Consider the following 17,778-nt stretch of genomic DNA (forward strand, 5'->3'; position numbering starts at 1 on the left):
TCGGCCGTCTGGCACAGATCAAAACGTGAACAGGCCAAAGCTGCCCCGGTTGACGCTTCTCAAGCGAGGTCTTAGGTGAGACGCCATGTCGATCAAGCCGCTCATCATCCTTCCCGATCCCGTCCTGCGCCAGGTTTCCAAGCCGGTCGAGCGCGTCGACGCCGATTTGCGCAAGCTCGCCGACGACATGCTGGAGACCATGTATGACGCGCCGGGCATCGGCCTTGCGGCGATCCAGGTCGGCGTGCCGCGACGTCTGTTGGTCATCGACCTCGCCAAGGAGGGCGAGCCGCCGGAGCCGCATGTCTTCATCAACCCGGAAATCCTTGAAAGCGCCGACCAGCGTTCGGTCTATGAGGAAGGCTGCCTGTCGATCCCGGACTATTATGCCGAGGTCGAGCGACCGGCTTCCGTGCGGGTGAAATATCTCGACCGCGACGGCAAATTGCAGGAGATGCAGGCGGAAGGCCTGATGGCCACCTGCCTGCAGCACGAGATCGACCATTTGAACGGCGTGCTGTTCATCGATCACATCTCGAAGCTCAAGCGCGACATGGTGGTGCGAAAGTTCAAGAAGCTCGCCAGGGACAAGGCGCCGGGCAAGATGGTGGGCTAGGGGCCTCTTCGGCCGCGCGAGCACCCGAGCCTGGCGCAAAACAGGATCGCAGCACCTCATGCCGCTTCGCGTCATCTTCATGGGCACGCCGGATTTTTCCGTGCCGACGCTGCGCGCCATCGCCGGGGCCGGTCACGAGATCGCGGCCGTCTACACCCAGCCGCCGCGCGCCGCGGGCCGGCGCGGTCTGGAATTGACGCCATCCCCGGTGCAGCGCGAAGCCGAACGGCTGGGGCTCGAAGTGCGCACGCCCTCATCGCTAAAGGGCGAGGCCGAGCAGCAGGCTTTTGCTGGCTTGCACGCCGATGTCGCGGTCGTCGTCGCTTATGGCCTGTTGTTGCCGAAAGCCATCTTGGACGCCCCTAGGCTCGGCTGCCTCAACGGCCATGCCTCGCTTTTGCCACGCTGGCGTGGTGCTGCTCCCATCCAACGCGCCATCATGGCCGGCGATGCCTGGACCGGCATGATGGTCATGAAGATGGAAGAGGGCCTGGACACCGGACCGGTGGCGATGGTTGAAAAATGCGCCATCGCACCCGATATGACGGCCGGCGAATTGCATGACCTCCTGATGGCTCAGGGCGCTTCGTTGATGGTTGAGGCGCTCGCGCAGTTGGGGATAAATTGTCTGACATTTACCCCGCAGGCGGCGGAAGGGGTGACCTACGCCCGAAAGATCGATAAATCGGAGACACGCGTAGACTGGACGCGGCCTTCTGGCGAAGTCCACAATCACATTCGCGGCCTCTCGCCCTTCCCGGGCGCGTGGTGCGAGGTCGAAATTGGCGGCCGCATGGAGCGGCTGAAACTGCTTCGCTCGACGCTCTCGGATGGCGTCGGCGAGTCGGGAGGAATTCTCGATGACCGGCTGACGGTCGCCTGCGGATCGGGCGCGGTCAGACTGGTCGAAGTTCAACGGGCGGGCGGAAGGCCTGCCGCCGCGCAGGAGTTCTTGCGCGGAGCCAAGATCGCAAAAGGAATGAAACTCACATGAGCATGATGTCGATACGCGCGGCGACGCCGCGGGATCGCGAGGCGATCCGTCTCGTCGAAGAGCATGCCTTTGGCCAGCAGGCGGAAGCCGGCCTGGTCGACGCGCTGGTCACCGGCGGCGACGCCGTCGTCGAGCTGGTTGCCGAAGAAGACGGCCAGGTTGTCGGCCATATCCTGTTTTCCAGGCTTTACGTGCAGAATGGCGGCAAGCGTTTCGCGGCCGTCGCGCTGGCGCCGCTGGCGGTCGAACCCTCCTTCCACGGCACTGGCATCGGCGGCGCGCTGATCCGCGAGGCGCATGTACGGCTCAAGGAAGCCGGCGAGGCGCTGGCCGTGGTTCTGGGCGACCCGACCTATTACGGCCGCTTCGGTTATACCCATGCCCGTGCTGCTGGTTTCGAGAGCGAGTATCAGGGCGAAGCGCTGCAGGCTTTGGCCTGGAGCGACGCGCCCGAGACCGGCAGACTGGTCTACGCTTCGGCTTTCACCGCTTTGGCCGCTTAGAGCATGATCCCGAAAAGTGGGAACCGGTTTTCGGGTAAGATCATGCTCCACCGAGAAAACAAGGTCTCGTCTCAGACATCGGTAATTGTCTGAACATGCCGCGTTTTCGGCTCGATATCGAATATGACGGCAGCCAATTCGCCGGCTGGCAGCATCAGGCCGACCAGCCTTCGGTGCAGCAGGCGATCGAGCAGGCGATCGGGAAGTTCTGCGGCGAAGACGTTAGAATACGGGCCGCCGGCCGCACCGATGCGGGCGTGCATGCCACCGCCCAGGTGGCCCATGTCGATCTCGCCAAAGCGTGGGCGGGCGACAAGGTGCGCGACGCGGTCAATGCTCATCTGCAGGCGGCCGGGGCACGCGTCGCCATCCTCAAGGCGGTGGTTGTCGCGGACGATTTCGACGCGCGCTTTTCCGCCACCGGCCGCCATTACCTCTATCGCATCCTCAACCGCCGGGGGCCGGCGGCGCTGGAAAAAGGCAAGGTCTGGTGGGTCCCGAAGCGGCTCGACGCGGAGGCCATGCATGAGGCGGCCAAAATACTGCTCGGAAAGCATGACTTCACTACCTTCCGCTCCACCCAGTGCCAGGCCGAGAGCCCCGTCCGCACGCTCGACCGACTCGACGTCGGCCGCAATGGCGACTTTATCGAGGTGCGCAGTTCGGCGCGCTCCTTCCTGCACAACCAGGTGCGTTCGATGGTCGGCTCGCTGAGGCGCGTCGGTGACGGCTCCTGGGACGCCGCCGATCTCAAGGCGGCGCTCGAAGCGCGCGACCGCGCCGCCTGCGGCCAGGTGGCCCCGCCGGATGGACTGTTTCTCGTTGGGGTCGATTATCCGGAAGCGTCCGGCAAATCCGCCATGACCAGGGACACCGATACCTAACCGGTCGTGCTGTCCGGTATGTCGATGCCGAGCAGCGCCTGCAGGCCGAACAGGACGAGCAGCGAGGCAACGAACATGCCGACGAACACGGCCGTGCCTACAGCGGGGCCTTTGCCGATGGTTGTGTTGGTCATGCGCCAGGTGAGCACCATCGACAGGGCGAACAGAACCAGCGACAACAGGCTGGCGACCTCGCTGCTTGAGGGGAGGAAAAGCCTGAGCAGCGCCGAGGGCAGCATCAGCCAGGCGATGATCGCCGACGTCCAGTTGGACGCGACGACATAGTGGACGAAACGGCCGCCGATGCCGGCACGCGGCGCGACCAGCGCCAGCGCCACCAGCGGCAGCACCCAGGAGCCGAGATCGACGGTCGCCAGCCGGATCAGCATGCCGAGGCGTCCGGCGAAGGCGTCCGGGTCGCCGATCTCGTTGGCGATTCCGACCCAGCCGACGATCAGCGCCGGCGCCGCCACGACGATGGCGAAGAAGGAATTCCAGAAACCGTCCGCCGAAAGGTCGAGCAGGCGCAACCCGTCGGCCTTGCCGAACATCAGCCGCCAGGCGCCCGCAAGCGAGGCGTAGGTTTCGTCTGCCGACAACATGGTTACGCGAGGCCTTGTCCGAACCAGTCTTCGATGAAGCGTTCGTAGATTTGCGTCAGCGTCTCGAGATCGGCAAGGGCGGCGCGCTCGTCCACCATATGCATGGTCTTGCCGACCAGGCCGAACTCGACCACCGGGCAATAATCCTTGATGAAGCGAGCGTCCGAGGTGCCGCCGGAGGTGGAGAGCGCCGGCGTCTTGCCTACCACGGCTCTGACCGAGCCGCTCAGCGTATCGATCAGCCTGTCGTCGCGGGTCAGGAAGACATGGCTCGGCCGGTCGCGCCAGACAAGCTCGTAGTCGACCGGCGTCTTCTTGCCCGGCCGGTATTTCTTGCGGCCCGCTGCCTGGTCGAGCCGGTTGTGGATCTCGGCCTGGACCGATTCGGCGTCCCAGCTGTCGTTGAAGCGGATGTTGAAAATGGCCGTCGCCTTGGCCGGGATGACGTTGGTCGCCGGGTTGCCGACATCGATCGACGTCACTTCGACGTTGGTCGGCTGGAAATCCTTCGTTCCCTTGTCGAACACCGGATGGAGCAGCGCGTCGACGAGGCTCATCAGCCCGCGAACCGGGTTGTCGGCAAGCTGCGGATAGGCGACATGGCCCTGGCGCCCATTCACGGTCACGCTGCCCGACAGCGAGCCGCGCCGGCCGATCTTGATCATATCGCCGAGCGTGTCCGGATTGGTCGGCTCGCCGACGATCGAGCCATCCCACTTCTCGCCCTTGGCCGCCGCCCAGTCGAGCAGCTTGGTGGTGCCGTTGATGGCCGGTCCCTCCTCGTCGCCCGTGATGAGCAGCGACACAGAGCCTTTCGGGCCGCCATTCTTGGCGACGTGGCGCGCCACCGCGGCGACGAAGCAGGCGATGCCGCCCTTCATGTCGACGGCGCCCCTTCCATACATCTCGCCATTGGAGATTTCGGCGGCAAAAGGCGGGTGGGTCCAGGCCGCCTCGTCACCCACCGGCACGACATCGGTATGGCCGGCAAACATCAGATGCGGGCCGTTGCCCGAGCGCCGCGCATAGAGATTTTCGATGTCCGGCGTGCCGACTTCCGAGAAGACTGGACGTTCGACCGAGAAGCCGAGCGGTTTCAGCATACCTTCCAGCGCGGCAAGCGCGCCGCCTTCGGCGGGCGTCACGGAAGGACAACGGATCAGCGCGGCAAGGTTGGCGGCAGGGTCGGTCGGCAATGTCATGGGCAAAGCGATAGTCGAAAGCGTCTGTCGTGTCACGATGCCAGATGATCGCCGGTCATGCCGCCGACAATATGGTTGTCATCGCCTATAAATGCATGTCGCCCAGAAGTGCGCGGCCGTTCCGGTAGGACGGCCTGCATCATGGCAAGTCGCGGACCAGGCGAGGACGAATGCATGGCCAGTGAAGCAAGAACCATCGCGATAGCCGGCGCCGGCAGCATCGGCTGCTATGTCGGCGGCTGCCTGGCGCTCGCCGGGCGCGAAGTGGCTTTCCTCGGCCGCGGCAGCATCGTCGAGGCCATGCGCGAAAGCGGGCTGGGTGTCAGCGATCTCGACGGCCGCAATCGCCGCGTCGAGCCGCAGGCGATCTCTGCCACCGACGATCCGGCGGCGGCACTGTGTGGCGCGGACGTCATCCTGGTGACGGTGAAGAGCGGCGCGACCGGGGAGATGGCCAGGCTGATCGACGCCCACGGGCGCCCGGATGCCGCGGTGGTCAGCCTGCAGAACGGCGTCGACAATGCCGACAGGCTGCGCGCCGCGCTCCCGGGACGGCGAGTGCTGGCCGGCATGGTGATGTTCAATGTCGTCCTCTCGCCCGATGGCGAGGCGCCGTTGCGTGCGCATCGCGCCAGCCAGGGCGAGGTGATGATCGATACCGGCGTCGACGGTCTCGCCGATCTGCTCGATGTCGATGGGCTTGCCGTCGAAGCGCGCGCCGACATGAAGGCGGCGCAGTGGGGCAAATTGCTGATGAACCTCAACAATGCGCTGGTGGCGCTCTCCGGCCTGCCGCTGGCCAGGCAATTGGCCGACCGAAGCTGGCGCGTCATCCTCGCCGCTGAGATCGATGAGGCGCTCGCCGCGATGCGGGCCGCCGGCATCGCGCCGGCGCGCATCACCGGCCTGCCGCCGGCGCTGCTGCCGAAAGTGCTGCGGCTGCCTGACTGGCTGTTCGGGCTCCTGGCCCGCCGCATGCTGGCGATCGACCCTCGGGCGCGCTCGTCGATGTGGGACGATCTGAAACGCGGCCGCCCGACTGAGATCGACGAATTGCAGGGCGCCATCATTCGCCTGGCCAGGCAAACCGGCACTCCGACGCCGGCCAACGAACGCGTCGCCGCGCTGGTGCGTCAGGCGGAAGCGGAAAAGCGCGGTCCGCCGGGGCTGATGCCGGACGAGATTATCAGTTCCCTGGCACGGAAGTCTTGACCGGTCGGCCCTGTTGCGTTGGCGGGCGGCATGCCTTGGAGATTGGCCGAAACGCCCATCGCGATCGTCATTCTATGGTCTGCGCGCGTCGCTTCGCTCCTTGCTCCGCCATGGAATGACGAGCTTGGGGGGCGGCTTTAGCCAATCCCCGGCGTTTGCGCTGATTTCACAGATATGGACGGAAAATCTTGCACCAAGACAACGGCAGCCTTTCAAAGTCCTTGTGTCGCGGAGCTATCGGCGGTCCTGGATCAGCGTGATCTTCTGCCAGATCTTGCGCGACAGGTTGGAGCTCAGGTTCTCGATGTCGTTGACGGCATTGACGACGACGTCGTCATTGACCGACTGCGCGAACAGCGCCGCGATCTTGCCGGTGATCGACAGCATTTCCGAGCAATAGTCGAGATAGCGCGCCAGGTCGGCGGCATTGGTGATGCGGGCGGGCGAGTGCGAGGTCGGCTTGAAGTCGGCCGACAAGGCCGCCGGATCCTTGGTCAATTGATGCATGTCGATGACATGGATCAGCGAGCGCAGCCCGTGCAGCTTCCGGAAAACCTGCTTGCGCTTGATCCGCTCCTCGGTGCGGATCAGCGTCAATAGCCCAAGCACCGCCAGGATGACCGTATTGATCGTCGCCTCGATGCCTTGCACCGACTGCACGGCATCGTCGGCGCCCGAAATGCGGTCGAGCGGCAGGATGGTGCCGACGAACAGGAACATCGCCACGCCGGCGATGAAGGCCGCGACGATGACGCCGCGCAGCCACCAGATCGGCGCCTCCAGTTCCTTGGCGGCCTTGGCGAGATCTCGCGACAGCGACACCAGTTCGCCGGCAATGGCGCGCAGGCCCCGTTCCGGAAAACGTTCGGCGATACGCTCCTCCAGCCTTTGGGCCGTCTCGATGATCCGCGCCGGATCGAGCGTGCGGTAGCGCATGGCGGTCTCAGCTATCGCCCGGCGCGTTCGTTCGCCTGCCGTAGCGGTTCGGTCCGGGATCGCTGCGGAAACAGGAGAGGATGATGAGCAGGATGGGCCCGATGATGAGCGAAATCAGCGCAAAATAGGTTGGCTTGCCGAAGTCGTGGAAGCGCTTTGCCGTCACAGCGAAGGTGGCCCAGGCCGAGATCAGCAGCACCCCCCAGCAGATCATGGCCCAGTTCTGGCTGGCCGCGGTGTTCAGTTCAACCCGCGCAAACTGGTAGAAGGGGAAAAACTGGACAAGCACCAGCAAGACCCCGGCCAGCGCATAGGCGACCGGGCTCAGTCGCCCCGAAAGGCTGAAGAACACCCAGAGGAATTGCGATCTTTCCGACAATCGCGTCCGCTCCGTCAAAGCATGTCTCCCGAAAGTGGGAACCGGTGTCGGGACAAAGACATGCGCAAGATCAAAAACCTAAAGCGCAGGGAGCGAATCTGAAAGATCGCGACGCGCTTTAGGCAGGATCAATCGCGCAGCAATTCGTTGATCGAGGTCTTGGAGCGGGTCTTGGCGTCGACGCGCTTGACGATCACGGCGCAGTAGAGGCTCGGACCCGGTTCGCCATTGGGCAGCGGCCTGCCCGGCAGTGATCCGGCGACGACGACCGAATTCGCCGGCACCTCTCCGTAAAAGACCTCGCCGGTGGCGCGGTCGACGATCTTGGTCGACTGGCCGATGAACACGCCCATGCCGAGCACGGAGCCTTCGCGCACGATGCAGCCCTCAACCACTTCCGAGCGCGCGCCAATGAAGCAATTGTCCTCGATGATGGTCGGACCGGCCTGCATCGGCTCCAGTACGCCGCCGATGCCGACGCCGCCGGAAAGGTGCACGTTCTTGCCGATCTGGGCGCAGGAGCCGACCGAGGCCCAGGTGTCGACCATGGTGCCCGAATCGACATAGGCGCCGACATTGACGAAGGACGGCATCAGCACGGCACCCGGCGCGACATAGGCCGAGCGGCGCACGATCGAGGACGGCACGGCGCGGAAGCCGGCCTTTTCGAAGTCGACGGCGCTCCAGCCGTCGAACTTGGACGGCACCTTGTCCCACCACACCGCCTGGCCCGGGCCGCCCTTGATGATCTCCATCGGATTCAGCCGGAAGGAGAGCAGCACCGCCTTCTTCAGCCACTGGTTGACGCGCCACTTGCCGTCATCCTGCCGCTCGGCGACGCGGGCGACGCCGCGATCGAGCAGGTCGAGTGCCGACTGGATGGCGTCGCGCGTCTCGCCGCGCGTTGCGGTCGAAATCGTGTCGCGCTCCTCGAAGGCCTTTTCGATGATCTTTTCGAGGCTCGCCAGATCGGGCTTCGACATGATTTCGCTCCATTACCAAGCTGTTAAGGCGCTCAGCCTTAACCTGTTTAAAAGTCGCGCGGACCCTATGTTAAGGCTGAATGGGGGTCAATCGCGGCAGCGTCACGGGACGGCGCAAGTGAAGGAATTGGACGGGTGGATTCGATGACTCCCATGGAAAAGGCAGGGTGGACGCCGCTGCCGCATTCGGACGAGGACCTGGAGCGCTCGAAAAGCGTGCCGGATACCCCGCAGACACGTGCCGAAACCTACCGGCTGGCCTGGAACGATCCTGAATTCATGACGCGGCGCGAATTGCGCGCCGTGCGGCTGCAGCTCGAGCTGCTTAAGCCGGAGATGATCCTGGCCGAACGCGGCATCCGCTCGACCGTCATCCTGTTCGGCGGCGCCCGGCTGCCGGAACCGGGCGGCGAAGCCTGGGCGGCCAAGAACGAGACGCAGAAGAAGAACCTCGAGGCGAACAGCAAATATTACGAAGAGGCGCGCAAATTCGCCCGTCTGTGCTCGCGGCAGTCGGCCACCTCCTATTATCGGGAATATGTCGTCGTCACCGGCGGCGGACCGGGCGTCATGGAGGCCGGCAACCGCGGCGCCGACGATGTCGGCGCGCCGTCGATCGGCTTGAACATCGTGCTCCCGCACGAGCAGGCGCCCAACGCCTATGTCACGCCGGAGCTCTGTTTCAACTTCCACTACTTCGCCATCCGCAAGATGCATTTCGTGATGCGCGCCAAGGCGGTCGCCGTGTTCCCGGGCGGCTTCGGCACGATGGACGAGTTCTTCGAGACGCTGACGCTCATCCAGACGGGACGCATGGAGCGCGTGCCGGTCATCCTGTTCGGCAAGGCGTTCTGGCAAAGGGCGATCGATCTCGATTTCCTTGCCGAGCAGGGCACCATCTCGCCCGGGGATCAGGACATCATCGATTTCGTCGAAACCGCCGACGAGGCCTGGGACATCATCCGCCGCTTCTACAAACTTTAGGGCGATTGCCACGCCTTCGGCGACGGCCCGCGTCAATCTGGAGTTGGTCAGGCCGCCACGTCGACGATCGCGGTCAGGAAGCCGGCGAGATCGTCGGTGACGAAATCGACGTCATCCTCGTTTGCCGGGTCGCGTTCCCAGATCTCCGAGAAGGTCGGCTCGAAATTGCGCGGCACCACCAGCACGGTCGTCATGCCGAGCGTTTTCGGCACGGCCAGATTGCGCGCTAGATCCTCGAACATCACCGCATTGTGCCCGGTCACGGCGTGCAATTCGGCAAAACGCTCATAGGTCTGGCGCTCCGGCTTGGGGTTCAGCCCTGCCGCGACGATGTCGAAGATGTCGTCGAAATGTTCCAATATGCCGAGCTGGCGCGCGGTGCGCTCGGCATGCCTGCGGTCACCATTGGTGAAGATGAATTTGCGCCCGGGAAGCTGGCGGATCGCCGCGCCCAGCACCGGATCCGGCACCAGACGCGAATAGTCGATGTCGTGCACTTTCTCGAGGAAATCGTCGGGATTGATGCCGTGCCGCTTCATCAGCCCGTTCAGCGTCGTGCCGTATTCCAGGTAGAGCTCCTTCTGCAGCTTGCGGGCCTCGTCGCGCGAAAGCGTCAGCAGCTCGCCGACATAGGCGGTCATCTTCACGTCGATCTGCGCGAACAGGTTCGAGTGATGCGGATAGAGCGTGTTGTCCAGGTCGAACACCCAGTCCGTGACATGGGCGAAGCGGGCGGGATCGGGTGTCGTTGTCATGGATTTCTTATGGCACGCCGGGGCAGATTTTATCCACAACTTATGCGCGTCACCAAGGGTGAAAATGGCGTCTCGCTTCAAATTTTAAAAGTCTCGGAAAGGTCGCCTTTAACGCTTGCTGGCACAGAAGCTCTCCGTTGGGAGCAAATGATGAGTCGCATATTTCTGAAGGCCGCTGCCGTGGCATTCGCCTCGGTCGCCGTCTCGCTGTCGTTGACGTTGATTGTGGTTCCGGCAATGGGCTTTCCGATGAGCCGTACCGTCTGGCTGGCGTCGACGGTCTGCCCGCTCATGCTCGCCTGGGCCGCCAGCGCCGGCAGCTTCTGGCAGAGCGACCGGTTGCAGAATGCCCATCGCGAGCTTGCCCGGGCCCACGCGCAGCTCGCGGCGGCGCACCGGCGCCTGTCGGAAAAGGCGAGCCGCGACGACATGACCGGCATGCTCAACCGCGAAACCTTTTTTGCCGCGCTCGACGGGTCGCGGCGCAAGAGCGATCGCGGCGCGCTGCTCATCATCGACGCCGATCACTTCAAGAGGATCAACGACAGCTACGGTCATTTGACGGGAGACGAAGCGCTGCTCCTGATCGCCGGAGCCATCGAGCGCGGTGTCCGCAGCGGTGACATTCTGGGCCGCATCGGCGGCGAGGAATTCGCGGCCTTCCTGGTCGGCGCCAGCGAACCGGAAGCCAAGCATGTCGCCGAACGCATCCGCCGCGAGGTCGAGCTTATCCGTTTCCGCCCCGTCGACGAGCGCACCGTGCCGCTCACCGTCTCGATCGGCGGCATAAGCTGCGGCGAGAGCGCGACGGTTTCCGATTTGATGCGTGCCGCCGATCGCAGGCTTTACGAGGCCAAGAACCGCGGCCGCAATCTTTCGATCCTCGGCCGCGAGCTTCCTGAAGCGGCATGAAGCCTCGCCGCGGGCGTTTAGGAAAGCCCTAACCATGTCCGTATTCAACCGCGCTGAACTTGCCGGTGTAACGCCGTTTTCACTTGGGTTTGGCACGGAATTGGCTTTCTCGGCGGCATGTGTGCCGTTCAGGAACGGCATGCGTGGATCCTATCGAGAGGCGTGTCATGAGCAGGTTCATAAGCAAAATGTCGCGCCGCGCGATCGTGCAGGCGCTGATCGCGTTGCCCACGCTGTCGCTATTCCGCATCCGGCCGGCCCTAGCTGACCCGGACGAGATCGATCCCGATGAAATCGTCGAGATCAATGGCTGGATCCTGCGGCGGAGCGATCTCGCGTGATCTTCGACAGTTACGAAGCCTATAATCAGGCCGGCTTCAAACCCAAGGTCTGCATCCTCGGCTCCGGTCCCGCCGGCACGACGATCGCCAGGAAGCTCGGCGCCGCCGGCATTCCGGTCGTCGTGCTCGAGGCGGGCTCGCGCGAATTCAGCGACGACTCGCAGGATTTCTACCGTGGCAAGACGGTCGGCGATTTCTACTTCGACCTCGACATCACCAGGCTGCGGTTCATGGGCGGCTCGTCCAACCATTGGGCCGGCTGGTGCCGCGTGCTCGACAAACAGGACTTCGAGCCGAAGGCCTGGGCGCCGGACACCGGCTGGCCGATCAGCCGCGCCGACATCGAGCCCTATCTTGGCGAAGTCCATGACATCCTCGATCTTCCGGCGTTCCGTCCGGACGTCTCGGTTTCGGACGACATCCGCTGGGTTCAATTGATCAAGAGCCCCGCGGTGCGCTTCGGCGAGAAATTCGCCGACGAGCTCGACAAGAGCAGGAACATCGCTGTCGTGCTCAACACCTACGCGACCGAGCTTACCGGCGACGGCAAGCGCGTCACCGGCGCGAAGCTCTGGTCGAACGGGCAGGATGCCGGCACCTTCAGCGCGGACTATTTCGTCACCTGCACCGGCGGGCTGGAGAACTCGCGGCTGCTGTTGTGGTCGAATGAACGTTCGAACGGCGGCGTGGTGCCGAACGCGGCGGCGCTCGGCCGCTACTGGATGGAGCATCCGACCTTCCAGGGCGGCAACGCCATTCTCGCCAATTACTCGGAGTTCGAGGTCGACGCCTCGAACGAAGCCTTCTTCTCGCCGACGCTTGCCGCGATGGAACGGCTGCAGATCATGAATTTCGGCATCCGCCTGATCGAGAGCCCCTATCCCAATGTCAAGAAGCTGATCGCCGACCTCGCCTGCACCGCGCCCAACATGGCGGAGTGGATGTCGTCCCAGCTGGATCAGAGGCTACGTTGCGCCGCACAGCTCTATGTCGCCTGGGAGCAGGCGCCGCTCGCCTCGAACCGGATCGAGCTGTCGAAGACCGATGTCGATCACGCCGGCGTGCCGCGCATCGAACTGCACTGGAAGAAGTCGTCGCTCGAGCGCCGAACCCTGCTGGAGGGACTCAGGTTGTTCGGGGCGACGATGGCGCAGAAGAATCTCGGCCGCGTCCGCATCGACGAGTGGATCAGCAATGGCGGCGACTACCCGACCAATGAGGAGACGGCGGGCCACCACCATATGGGTGGCACCCGCATGGGAACCGATGTCCTGAAGAGCGTCGTCGACGCCAATTGCAAGGTGCATGGCATGGACAATCTCTATGTCGGCGGTTCCTCAGTGTTCTGCACGTCGGGCCAGTGCAACCCCACCACCACCATCACCGCGCTCGCCTGCCGGCTGGGCGAGCATCTCGGCAAGGTGATTGCCGTCTGATCTCAAAACGCCGGCGGCGCCGGCGCCTGGAATGGCAACCGGCGCCGCCCTGGCGCGCCTTTTGGAGAATTGCGAGCTCGCCTACAGTCCGTAAACGGCCACGCGCACCAGCACGGCCGCGGCGGCAAGCGCCACCAGCAGAATGCCAAGGCCGATGGGCGAGCCCCAGCCATACCATTCCATCGCCAGCTTGGCGTATTTGTATTCCTCCTCGTTCGAGAGAGGAGTGCGCTGTTGAATCAAGCTCATTGTTTGCTCCTTGTCGGCGACTTTGCCCTTGCCCTGCAAAAAGTGCCATCGCATATTGATACGATAGTCTGAGTGTTAGACAGATTAATAATTAGATGATCGAAATAAATTCGTCAAGCAGGAAACGCGATGAAATGACCCGGGCCGTCGGCCTCGCCGTCATGCGCTGGCAGGACGCCGTTCAGGCCTATGACGAAGCGGTGGGCGCGCGGCTGGGGCTGATCGCGGCCGAGCGGCATTGCCTGGGCCTGCTTCATGCCGGGCCGCAATCGGCGGGCGCTGTGGCGGCGGCAACGGGGCTGACGCCGGCGGCGGTGACGGCGCTGATCGACCGGCTGGAGGCGCGCGGCTACGTCACCCGGACCCGCAGCCTTCAGGACAGGCGCAAGGTGGTGATCGAGGCGACCGAACTGACCAGGGAGCTGTCGGAGCGCTATTACGGCACGATCGCGCGCGAGGGCGAGAAGGTGGTGGCGAGCTTCAGCGATGCCGAGCTCGCGACAGTGCTGCGCTTCGTCAACGCTGCGCTCGACCTGCAGAACGAGCAGTTGGCAAGGATCAAGGCGGAGCCCGAAAAGGCTTGATCGGCAAAAAGCGAGAGGCGGCTCAGCCGCCTGTCGGCAGCTGAACCGCCCTGAATGTCGGTTGGGCGAAAACCGACCTCAGACCGTCGCCGGGTCCAGCGCCGGCTGGCCCTTGAACCGCGCCACGATGCCGGCGAGGTCGCCCTTGGCGAAAGCATCGCGCAGCGCATCGAAGGACGGCAGCACGAAATAGGCGCGCTGGAACTTGTCGATCTCGTAACCGGTGCGCATCACCGTCTCGAGGTCGAACGGCACATGATGGGCATCCTTGCTCTCGACTGCGAATTGCAGTTCGGTGAAGGACGACATCAGCCCGGCGCCGAAGGCCTTCAACGGCTGGCCGGCCTCCTGGATGAGGCCGTATTCGGCGCTGTACCAGTAAAGCCTCGTGATCATCTCGTCGCCGCCGAGCGCGATGATGTCCTCGGCTTTCTGGCCGTACATCTGCATGAAATCGGCGAACACCGGCTGGGTCAGGATCGGCACATGGCCGAAGAAATCGTGGAACATGTCCGGCTCGACGATGTAGTCGAGCTCCTTTTCCTTCCGCAGCCAGTTGGTGACCGGGAAGCGCCGGTTGGCGAGATGGTCGAAGAACGGGCCGGCCGGGATCAGGCCGGGCACCGCGACGATCTCCCAGCCGGTCAGCCTAGTGAGCTTCTCGCTGAGCTCGTCGAAATCCGGGATCCGGTCGAGCAGGCCCAGCGCGGCGACGCCATCCAGATAGGAATGGTGCGCGAGCTTCTTGGTCAGCTTCGTCTGACGGTCGCACAGCGTGCGCCACACCGCCTGTTCCTCGGCGGAATAGTCGTAGCCCTGCGCCACGGTGAAATCGCTGCGGCACACCGAATAGTCGCCGCGAAGGCCCTGCGCCGCGCATTCGGCGGCGTAATCGGCAACGCTGATCGTCATCATATCCTCCTCAAGATCGTGATCCGCGGATCGTCGCGAAGAGTGTAGGAGCGATCGCTGAGGCAAATCAGCCTTGTTTGTAGCTCGGTGGCGAATTTTGAGGTAAAAACACTCCAGTCAACGCGAGATCAGGAAGACATGCCTCAGTTCGACGATTTCGAGATCAAGATGCTCGACATCCTGCAGCGCGACGGTCGCAAGCCTGTTTCGGAGCTGGCGCAGGAGATCGGCCTGTCGACCACCCCTTGCGCGCGCCGCTTCGAAGCGTTGCAGGAAACCGGCATCATCAAGGGCTTTGCTGCTGTGCTCAGCCGCCGCGCCGTCGGCCTCACGGTCGAGGTGTTCATCCAGGTGCGGTTGGTCAGCCACAGCGATGGCTCACCTGAAAGTTTTATAGCCGCCGTCCAGCGCATGGACGAGGTCTCGTCCTGCTGGACGATGACCGGCGACCACGATTTCCTGCTGCATGTCATGGTGCCGTCGGTCGACGATCTGAACGCCTTCGTCATGCACCGGCTGATGCGGCTGCCCGGCGTGCGCGACGTTCACACGCAGCTCGTGCTGCAGAACATCAAGGGCCCCGGTCATGTGCCGCTCAGCCATCTGCGGCGCTGATCCGGTCAAATCTGGCGAAAAGCTGCGTGGAAACTGCTGAACCGCGCCAAGGCGGCTTCGGCATCGGCCTCTAGCACAAGCGGACCCAATATGGAGGTCCGCCATGAACATCGTGCTGATCAATCCGCCGCACACCGCAATCGGCAGCCGCGTGCCCGACGACCATCTGCCGCCGCTCGGGCTTTTGGCGATCGGCGGGCCGCTGATCGATTCCGGCCATCAGGTGCGCCTGGTCGATGCCGAGTTCGGGCCGATGCCGCTTGGCACGCTGGTCGACGAGGCCCTGAGCGGTGATCCGGACTTCGTGCTGATCGGCCATTCCGGCTCGACCTCGGCGCATCCGACGGCCTTGAGCATCGCCGAAATGATCAAGGCGCGCGCGTCGGGCGTCACCGTCATCTATGGCGGCGTCTTCCCGACCTATCACTGGCGCGACATTCTCGCCGCGACCGACGTCTTTGACTTCATCGTGCGCGGCGAGGGCGAGGCGACCGCGACGGCGCTGGTCGAGGCGATCGAGATGCGCCAGCCAGTGGGAAGTGTCGCAGGCATCGCCTATCGCGACGATCTCGGCCGTCCTGTCGCGACGCAGGCGGCCATGACGATTGCCGATCTCGACGCTTATCGCGTCGGCTGGGAGCTGATCGATCATCGCCGCTACTCCTATTGGGGCCGCAAGCGGGCGGTGGTCATGCAGTTCTCGCGCGGCTGCCCGCATCTGTGCAATTATTGCGGCCAGCGCGGCTTCTGGACCCGCTGGCGCCATCGCGACCCTGTCAGATTCGCCAAGGAGATCGCCTGGCTCCATCGCGAGCACGGCGTCGAGCTGATCAACCTGGCGGACGAGAACCCGACCTCCTCGAAGAAGGCTTGGCGCGCCTTTCTCGACGCCATGATCGCCGAGAACGTGCCGGTGCTGATCGTCGGCTCGACCCGCGCCGACGACATCGTGCGCGATGCCGATATCCTGCATCTCTACCGCAAGGCCGGTGTTATCCGCTGGCTGCTCGGCATGGAGAACACCGACGAAGAGACGCTGTCGCTGATCCGCAAGGGCGGCAGCACCAAGTCCGACCGCGGGGCGATCCGGCTGCTGCGCCGGCACGGCATATTGTCGATGGCGACCTGGGTCGCCGGCTTCGAGGACGAGACCTTGCGCGACCTCTGGCGCGGCTTCCGCCAGCTCATCGCTTATGATCCCGACCAGATCCAGGCGCTCTATGTCACGCCGCATCGCTGGACGCCGTTCTTCCGCATCGCGCGCGACCGCAAGGTGATCCAGAAGGACGTGCGCCTCTGGGATTACAAGCACCAGGTTCTGCATATGACCCGGCTGAAGCCGTGGATGCTGTTCTTCGCCGTCAAGCTGATCGAGGTCGCGGTGCAGTCGCGGCCGAAGGCGCTGGCGCGCATCCTCTTCCACCCCGATCCCGAGCAGCGTCATTCGATGCGCTGGTACACGAAGATGGGCCGCCGCGTCTGGTTCCGCGAGGTCTGGAGTTTCCTGATCCACGATCGCCGCGCCGCGGACGGCCCGACGCTCGCCGAGTTCTGGGGCGCGCCGCAGGACGCCGAAGAGGAATCGATGATCGTCCGGCAGCCGGCGCGAAAGCCGGCCATAGTCATTGAAGGTCAGGGAAGGTTAGCCGGCTGAATAGGGCGGCTCACCGCCTGCGGAAACGGTGAACTTACTTTCTTACGGAACGATCAACGTGCCGGCGCCGTGCTCGGTGAAGAGCTCGAGCAGCACCGAATGCGGCGTCTTGCCGTTGAGGATGACGACGCCCTCGACGCCGCGCTCGATCGCCTCGATGCAGGTTTCGACCTTCGGAATCATGCCGCCCGACACCGTGCCGTCCTTGATCAGCGCCTTGGCCTCGGCGACGGTCAGCTCGTCGATCAGCTTCTTGTCCTTGTCGAGCACGCCCGGCACATCGGTGAGGAAGAGCAGGCGCGAGGCCCGGCATGCGCCGGCGATCGCACCGGCGAACGTGTCGGCGTTGATGTTGTAGGTGTGGCCGTCACGGCCGGGCGCCACCGGCGCCAGCACCGGGATCATTTCCGAGCGCGCGAGAAGGTCGAGCAGCGTGCGGTCGACCTCGACCGGCTCGCCGACGAAGCCGAGATCGAGCACCCGCTCGATGTTGGAATCCGGGTCGATCATGGTCTTGCGCGCCTTTTCGGCAAACACCATGTTGCCGTCCTTGCCGCAGAGCCCGATCGCCCACTCGCCTTCGGCATTGATCAGCGCCACGATCTCCTTGTTGATCGAGCCGGCCAGCACCATCTCGACGATCTCGACCGTCTTCTGGTCGGTGACGCGCAGGCCGCCCTCGAACTTGGATTCGATGCCCATCTTGTTGAGCATCGCGCCGATCTGCGGCCCGCCGCCATGCACGACGATCGGGTTGACGCCGGACTGTTTCAGCAGCGCGATGTCGCGGGCGAAGGCTTTGCCGAGCTCGGTATCACCCATGGCATGGCCGCCATATTTCACCACCACCGTCTTGTTCTCGTAGCGCTGCATATAGGGCAGCGCGCGCGAGAGCAGCGCGGCCTGCATTTCGGCGTTGGCGGCGACGTCCGTCATCGATGTGATCCCGGCTTCTAGGAAAGGACGGCGGGGTCTTAGCGGGAATTGGAGCAGGCCGCAAACGGCTTTGCGGTCACAATGACGAA

21 protein-coding genes are annotated in these 17,778 nt (G+C 64.1%); 12 read left to right on the top strand and 9 right to left on the bottom strand.

Annotated elements, in window-relative coordinates; translation table 11 throughout:
- Positions 1-85: 85 nt before the first annotated feature.
- The 4 genes from def (at position 86) to truA (ending at position 2,997) form a co-directional block, all read left to right on the top strand.
- Positions 86-616 (top strand): peptide deformylase, encoded by a 531-nt coding sequence (gene def / locus ACVMIM_RS04345; RefSeq protein WP_476110675.1) that lies wholly within the window; start codon positions 86-88, stop codon positions 614-616.
- Positions 617-674: 58 nt separating this feature from the next.
- Positions 675-1,610, top strand: coding sequence for a methionyl-tRNA formyltransferase (fmt, locus tag ACVMIM_RS04350; protein WP_041000104.1), 936 nt, complete (start codon positions 675-677; stop codon positions 1,608-1,610).
- Complete coding sequence (locus tag ACVMIM_RS04355; protein ID WP_476110677.1) at positions 1,607-2,113, top strand: GNAT family N-acetyltransferase; 507 nt, start codon at positions 1,607-1,609, stop codon at positions 2,111-2,113. The genes fmt and ACVMIM_RS04355 overlap by 4 nt, the downstream gene beginning before the upstream one ends.
- A 95-nt stretch (positions 2,114-2,208) precedes the next feature.
- Positions 2,209-2,997: a tRNA pseudouridine(38-40) synthase TruA gene (gene truA / locus ACVMIM_RS04360; protein ID WP_476110678.1), complete on the top strand. Its 789-nt coding sequence runs from the start codon at positions 2,209-2,211 to the stop codon at positions 2,995-2,997.
- Here the strand turns inward: truA and ACVMIM_RS04365 are convergent.
- Together ACVMIM_RS04365 and dapE are read right to left on the bottom strand one after the other, a co-directional pair.
- On the bottom strand, positions 2,994-3,599 hold the full coding sequence (locus ACVMIM_RS04365) for a transporter (protein WP_476110679.1): 606 nt from the start codon (positions 3,597-3,599) through the stop codon (positions 2,994-2,996). The two genes, truA and ACVMIM_RS04365, sit on opposite strands and share 4 nt — an antisense overlap.
- Positions 3,600-3,601: 2 nt before the next feature.
- Positions 3,602-4,801, bottom strand: a complete 1,200-nt coding sequence (dapE, locus tag ACVMIM_RS04370) for a succinyl-diaminopimelate desuccinylase (RefSeq protein ID WP_476110680.1) — start codon at positions 4,799-4,801, stop codon at positions 3,602-3,604.
- Between the two features lie 174 nt (positions 4,802-4,975).
- Between dapE and ACVMIM_RS04375 the strand changes: the two genes are divergently transcribed.
- Positions 4,976-6,013 (top strand): 2-dehydropantoate 2-reductase, encoded by a 1,038-nt coding sequence (locus ACVMIM_RS04375; RefSeq protein WP_476110681.1) that lies wholly within the window; start codon positions 4,976-4,978, stop codon positions 6,011-6,013.
- 234 nt (positions 6,014-6,247) lie between these two features.
- On the opposite strand, the gene ACVMIM_RS04380 is transcribed toward ACVMIM_RS04375, so the two are convergent.
- The 3 genes from ACVMIM_RS04380 to dapD form a co-directional block, all read right to left on the bottom strand.
- Positions 6,248-6,949: a hypothetical protein gene (locus ACVMIM_RS04380; RefSeq protein WP_041000099.1), complete on the bottom strand. Its 702-nt coding sequence runs from the start codon at positions 6,947-6,949 to the stop codon at positions 6,248-6,250.
- A 7-nt stretch (positions 6,950-6,956) separates the two neighbouring features.
- Positions 6,957-7,301, bottom strand: a complete 345-nt coding sequence (locus ACVMIM_RS04385; RefSeq protein WP_476110683.1) for a DUF805 domain-containing protein — start codon at positions 7,299-7,301, stop codon at positions 6,957-6,959.
- Between the two features lie 155 nt (positions 7,302-7,456).
- Positions 7,457-8,311, bottom strand: a complete 855-nt coding sequence (gene dapD / locus ACVMIM_RS04390; RefSeq protein WP_476110684.1) for a 2,3,4,5-tetrahydropyridine-2,6-dicarboxylate N-succinyltransferase — start codon at positions 8,309-8,311, stop codon at positions 7,457-7,459.
- A gap of 144 nt (positions 8,312-8,455) precedes the next feature.
- Here dapD and ACVMIM_RS04395 point away from each other — a divergent pair, with 144 nt between their 5' ends.
- Complete coding sequence (locus tag ACVMIM_RS04395) at positions 8,456-9,295, top strand: LOG family protein (protein ID WP_476110685.1); 840 nt, start codon at positions 8,456-8,458, stop codon at positions 9,293-9,295.
- 47 nt (positions 9,296-9,342) lie between these two features.
- Here ACVMIM_RS04395 and ACVMIM_RS04400 read toward each other — a convergent pair whose 3' ends face one another.
- Complete coding sequence (locus ACVMIM_RS04400; RefSeq protein WP_041000095.1) at positions 9,343-10,050, bottom strand: pyrimidine 5'-nucleotidase; 708 nt, start codon at positions 10,048-10,050, stop codon at positions 9,343-9,345.
- Between the two features lie 150 nt (positions 10,051-10,200).
- Between ACVMIM_RS04400 and ACVMIM_RS04405 the strand changes: the two genes are divergently transcribed.
- The 3 genes from ACVMIM_RS04405 to ACVMIM_RS04415 all read left to right on the top strand — a co-directional run bounded on the left by ACVMIM_RS04405 (position 10,201) and on the right by ACVMIM_RS04415 (position 12,739).
- Positions 10,201-10,962, top strand: a complete 762-nt coding sequence (locus ACVMIM_RS04405) for a GGDEF domain-containing protein (RefSeq protein ID WP_278051301.1) — start codon at positions 10,201-10,203, stop codon at positions 10,960-10,962.
- A 188-nt stretch (positions 10,963-11,150) separates the two neighbouring features.
- The gene (locus tag ACVMIM_RS04410; protein ID WP_476110686.1) at positions 11,151-11,303 is read left to right on the top strand and encodes a hypothetical protein; all 153 of its coding nucleotides are present in this window, start codon (positions 11,151-11,153) and stop codon (positions 11,301-11,303) included.
- Positions 11,300-12,739, top strand: a complete 1,440-nt coding sequence (locus tag ACVMIM_RS04415) for a GMC oxidoreductase (RefSeq protein WP_476110687.1) — start codon at positions 11,300-11,302, stop codon at positions 12,737-12,739. The genes ACVMIM_RS04410 and ACVMIM_RS04415 overlap by 4 nt, the downstream gene beginning before the upstream one ends.
- Before the next feature lie 81 nt (positions 12,740-12,820).
- On the opposite strand, the gene ACVMIM_RS04420 is transcribed toward ACVMIM_RS04415, so the two are convergent.
- Entirely contained in the window at positions 12,821-12,988 is a 168-nt protein-coding gene (locus ACVMIM_RS04420; RefSeq protein WP_181170310.1) for a hypothetical protein, read from the bottom strand.
- Positions 12,989-13,083: 95 nt separating this feature from the next.
- Between ACVMIM_RS04420 and ACVMIM_RS04425 the strand changes: the two genes are divergently transcribed.
- Complete coding sequence (locus ACVMIM_RS04425) at positions 13,084-13,572, top strand: MarR family winged helix-turn-helix transcriptional regulator (protein WP_476110689.1); 489 nt, start codon at positions 13,084-13,086, stop codon at positions 13,570-13,572.
- A gap of 78 nt (positions 13,573-13,650) precedes the next feature.
- On the opposite strand, the gene phhA is transcribed toward ACVMIM_RS04425, so the two are convergent.
- Positions 13,651-14,487: a phenylalanine 4-monooxygenase gene (gene phhA, locus ACVMIM_RS04430; RefSeq protein WP_476110690.1), complete on the bottom strand. Its 837-nt coding sequence runs from the start codon at positions 14,485-14,487 to the stop codon at positions 13,651-13,653.
- Positions 14,488-14,622: 135 nt separating this feature from the next.
- Here phhA and ACVMIM_RS04435 point away from each other — a divergent pair, with 135 nt between their 5' ends.
- Together ACVMIM_RS04435 and bchE are read left to right on the top strand one after the other, a co-directional pair.
- Positions 14,623-15,099, top strand: coding sequence for an Lrp/AsnC family transcriptional regulator (locus ACVMIM_RS04435; RefSeq protein ID WP_040984916.1), 477 nt, complete (start codon positions 14,623-14,625; stop codon positions 15,097-15,099).
- A gap of 103 nt (positions 15,100-15,202) precedes the next feature.
- Positions 15,203-16,753: a magnesium-protoporphyrin IX monomethyl ester anaerobic oxidative cyclase gene (bchE, locus tag ACVMIM_RS04440; RefSeq protein WP_476110691.1), complete on the top strand. Its 1,551-nt coding sequence runs from the start codon at positions 15,203-15,205 to the stop codon at positions 16,751-16,753.
- Positions 16,754-16,795: 42 nt separating this feature from the next.
- Here the strand turns inward: bchE and argB are convergent, their stop codons facing one another.
- The gene (gene argB, locus ACVMIM_RS04445) at positions 16,796-17,689 is read right to left on the bottom strand and encodes an acetylglutamate kinase (protein WP_041000089.1); all 894 of its coding nucleotides are present in this window, start codon (positions 17,687-17,689) and stop codon (positions 16,796-16,798) included.
- Positions 17,690-17,778 lie beyond the last annotated feature (89 nt).

It is taken from the genome of Mesorhizobium sp. USDA 4413 (assembly GCF_056280365.1).

What these genes read in the sequence shown, in the direction of transcription:
- bchE (WP_476110691.1), top strand. Translation starts at nt 15,203, where the DNA reads ATGAACATCGTGCTGATCAATCCGCCGCACACCGCAATCGGCAGCCGC.
- ACVMIM_RS04410 (WP_476110686.1), top strand. Translation starts at nt 11,151, where the DNA reads ATGTCGCGCCGCGCGATCGTGCAGGCGCTGATCGCGTTGCCCACGCTG.
- truA (WP_476110678.1), top strand. Translation starts at nt 2,209, where the DNA reads ATGCCGCGTTTTCGGCTCGATATCGAATATGACGGCAGCCAATTCGCC.
- ACVMIM_RS04420 (WP_181170310.1), bottom strand. Translation starts at nt 12,988, where the DNA reads ATGAGCTTGATTCAACAGCGCACTCCTCTCTCGAACGAGGAGGAATAC.
- ACVMIM_RS04435 (WP_040984916.1), top strand. Translation starts at nt 14,623, where the DNA reads ATGCCTCAGTTCGACGATTTCGAGATCAAGATGCTCGACATCCTGCAG.
- fmt (WP_041000104.1), top strand. Translation starts at nt 675, where the DNA reads ATGCCGCTTCGCGTCATCTTCATGGGCACGCCGGATTTTTCCGTGCCG.
- phhA (WP_476110690.1), bottom strand. Translation starts at nt 14,487, where the DNA reads ATGATGACGATCAGCGTTGCCGATTACGCCGCCGAATGCGCGGCGCAG.
- def (WP_476110675.1), top strand. Translation starts at nt 86, where the DNA reads ATGTCGATCAAGCCGCTCATCATCCTTCCCGATCCCGTCCTGCGCCAG.
- ACVMIM_RS04425 (WP_476110689.1), top strand. Translation starts at nt 13,084, where the DNA reads ATGATCGAAATAAATTCGTCAAGCAGGAAACGCGATGAAATGACCCGG.
- ACVMIM_RS04375 (WP_476110681.1), top strand. Translation starts at nt 4,976, where the DNA reads ATGGCCAGTGAAGCAAGAACCATCGCGATAGCCGGCGCCGGCAGCATC.
- argB (WP_041000089.1), bottom strand. Translation starts at nt 17,689, where the DNA reads ATGACGGACGTCGCCGCCAACGCCGAAATGCAGGCCGCGCTGCTCTCG.
- ACVMIM_RS04395 (WP_476110685.1), top strand. Translation starts at nt 8,456, where the DNA reads ATGACTCCCATGGAAAAGGCAGGGTGGACGCCGCTGCCGCATTCGGAC.
- ACVMIM_RS04355 (WP_476110677.1), top strand. Translation starts at nt 1,607, where the DNA reads ATGAGCATGATGTCGATACGCGCGGCGACGCCGCGGGATCGCGAGGCG.
- ACVMIM_RS04400 (WP_041000095.1), bottom strand. Translation starts at nt 10,050, where the DNA reads ATGACAACGACACCCGATCCCGCCCGCTTCGCCCATGTCACGGACTGG.
- ACVMIM_RS04380 (WP_041000099.1), bottom strand. Translation starts at nt 6,949, where the DNA reads ATGCGCTACCGCACGCTCGATCCGGCGCGGATCATCGAGACGGCCCAA.
- dapE (WP_476110680.1), bottom strand. Translation starts at nt 4,801, where the DNA reads ATGACATTGCCGACCGACCCTGCCGCCAACCTTGCCGCGCTGATCCGT.
- ACVMIM_RS04365 (WP_476110679.1), bottom strand. Translation starts at nt 3,599, where the DNA reads ATGTTGTCGGCAGACGAAACCTACGCCTCGCTTGCGGGCGCCTGGCGG.
- dapD (WP_476110684.1), bottom strand. Translation starts at nt 8,311, where the DNA reads ATGTCGAAGCCCGATCTGGCGAGCCTCGAAAAGATCATCGAAAAGGCC.
- ACVMIM_RS04405 (WP_278051301.1), top strand. Translation starts at nt 10,201, where the DNA reads ATGAGTCGCATATTTCTGAAGGCCGCTGCCGTGGCATTCGCCTCGGTC.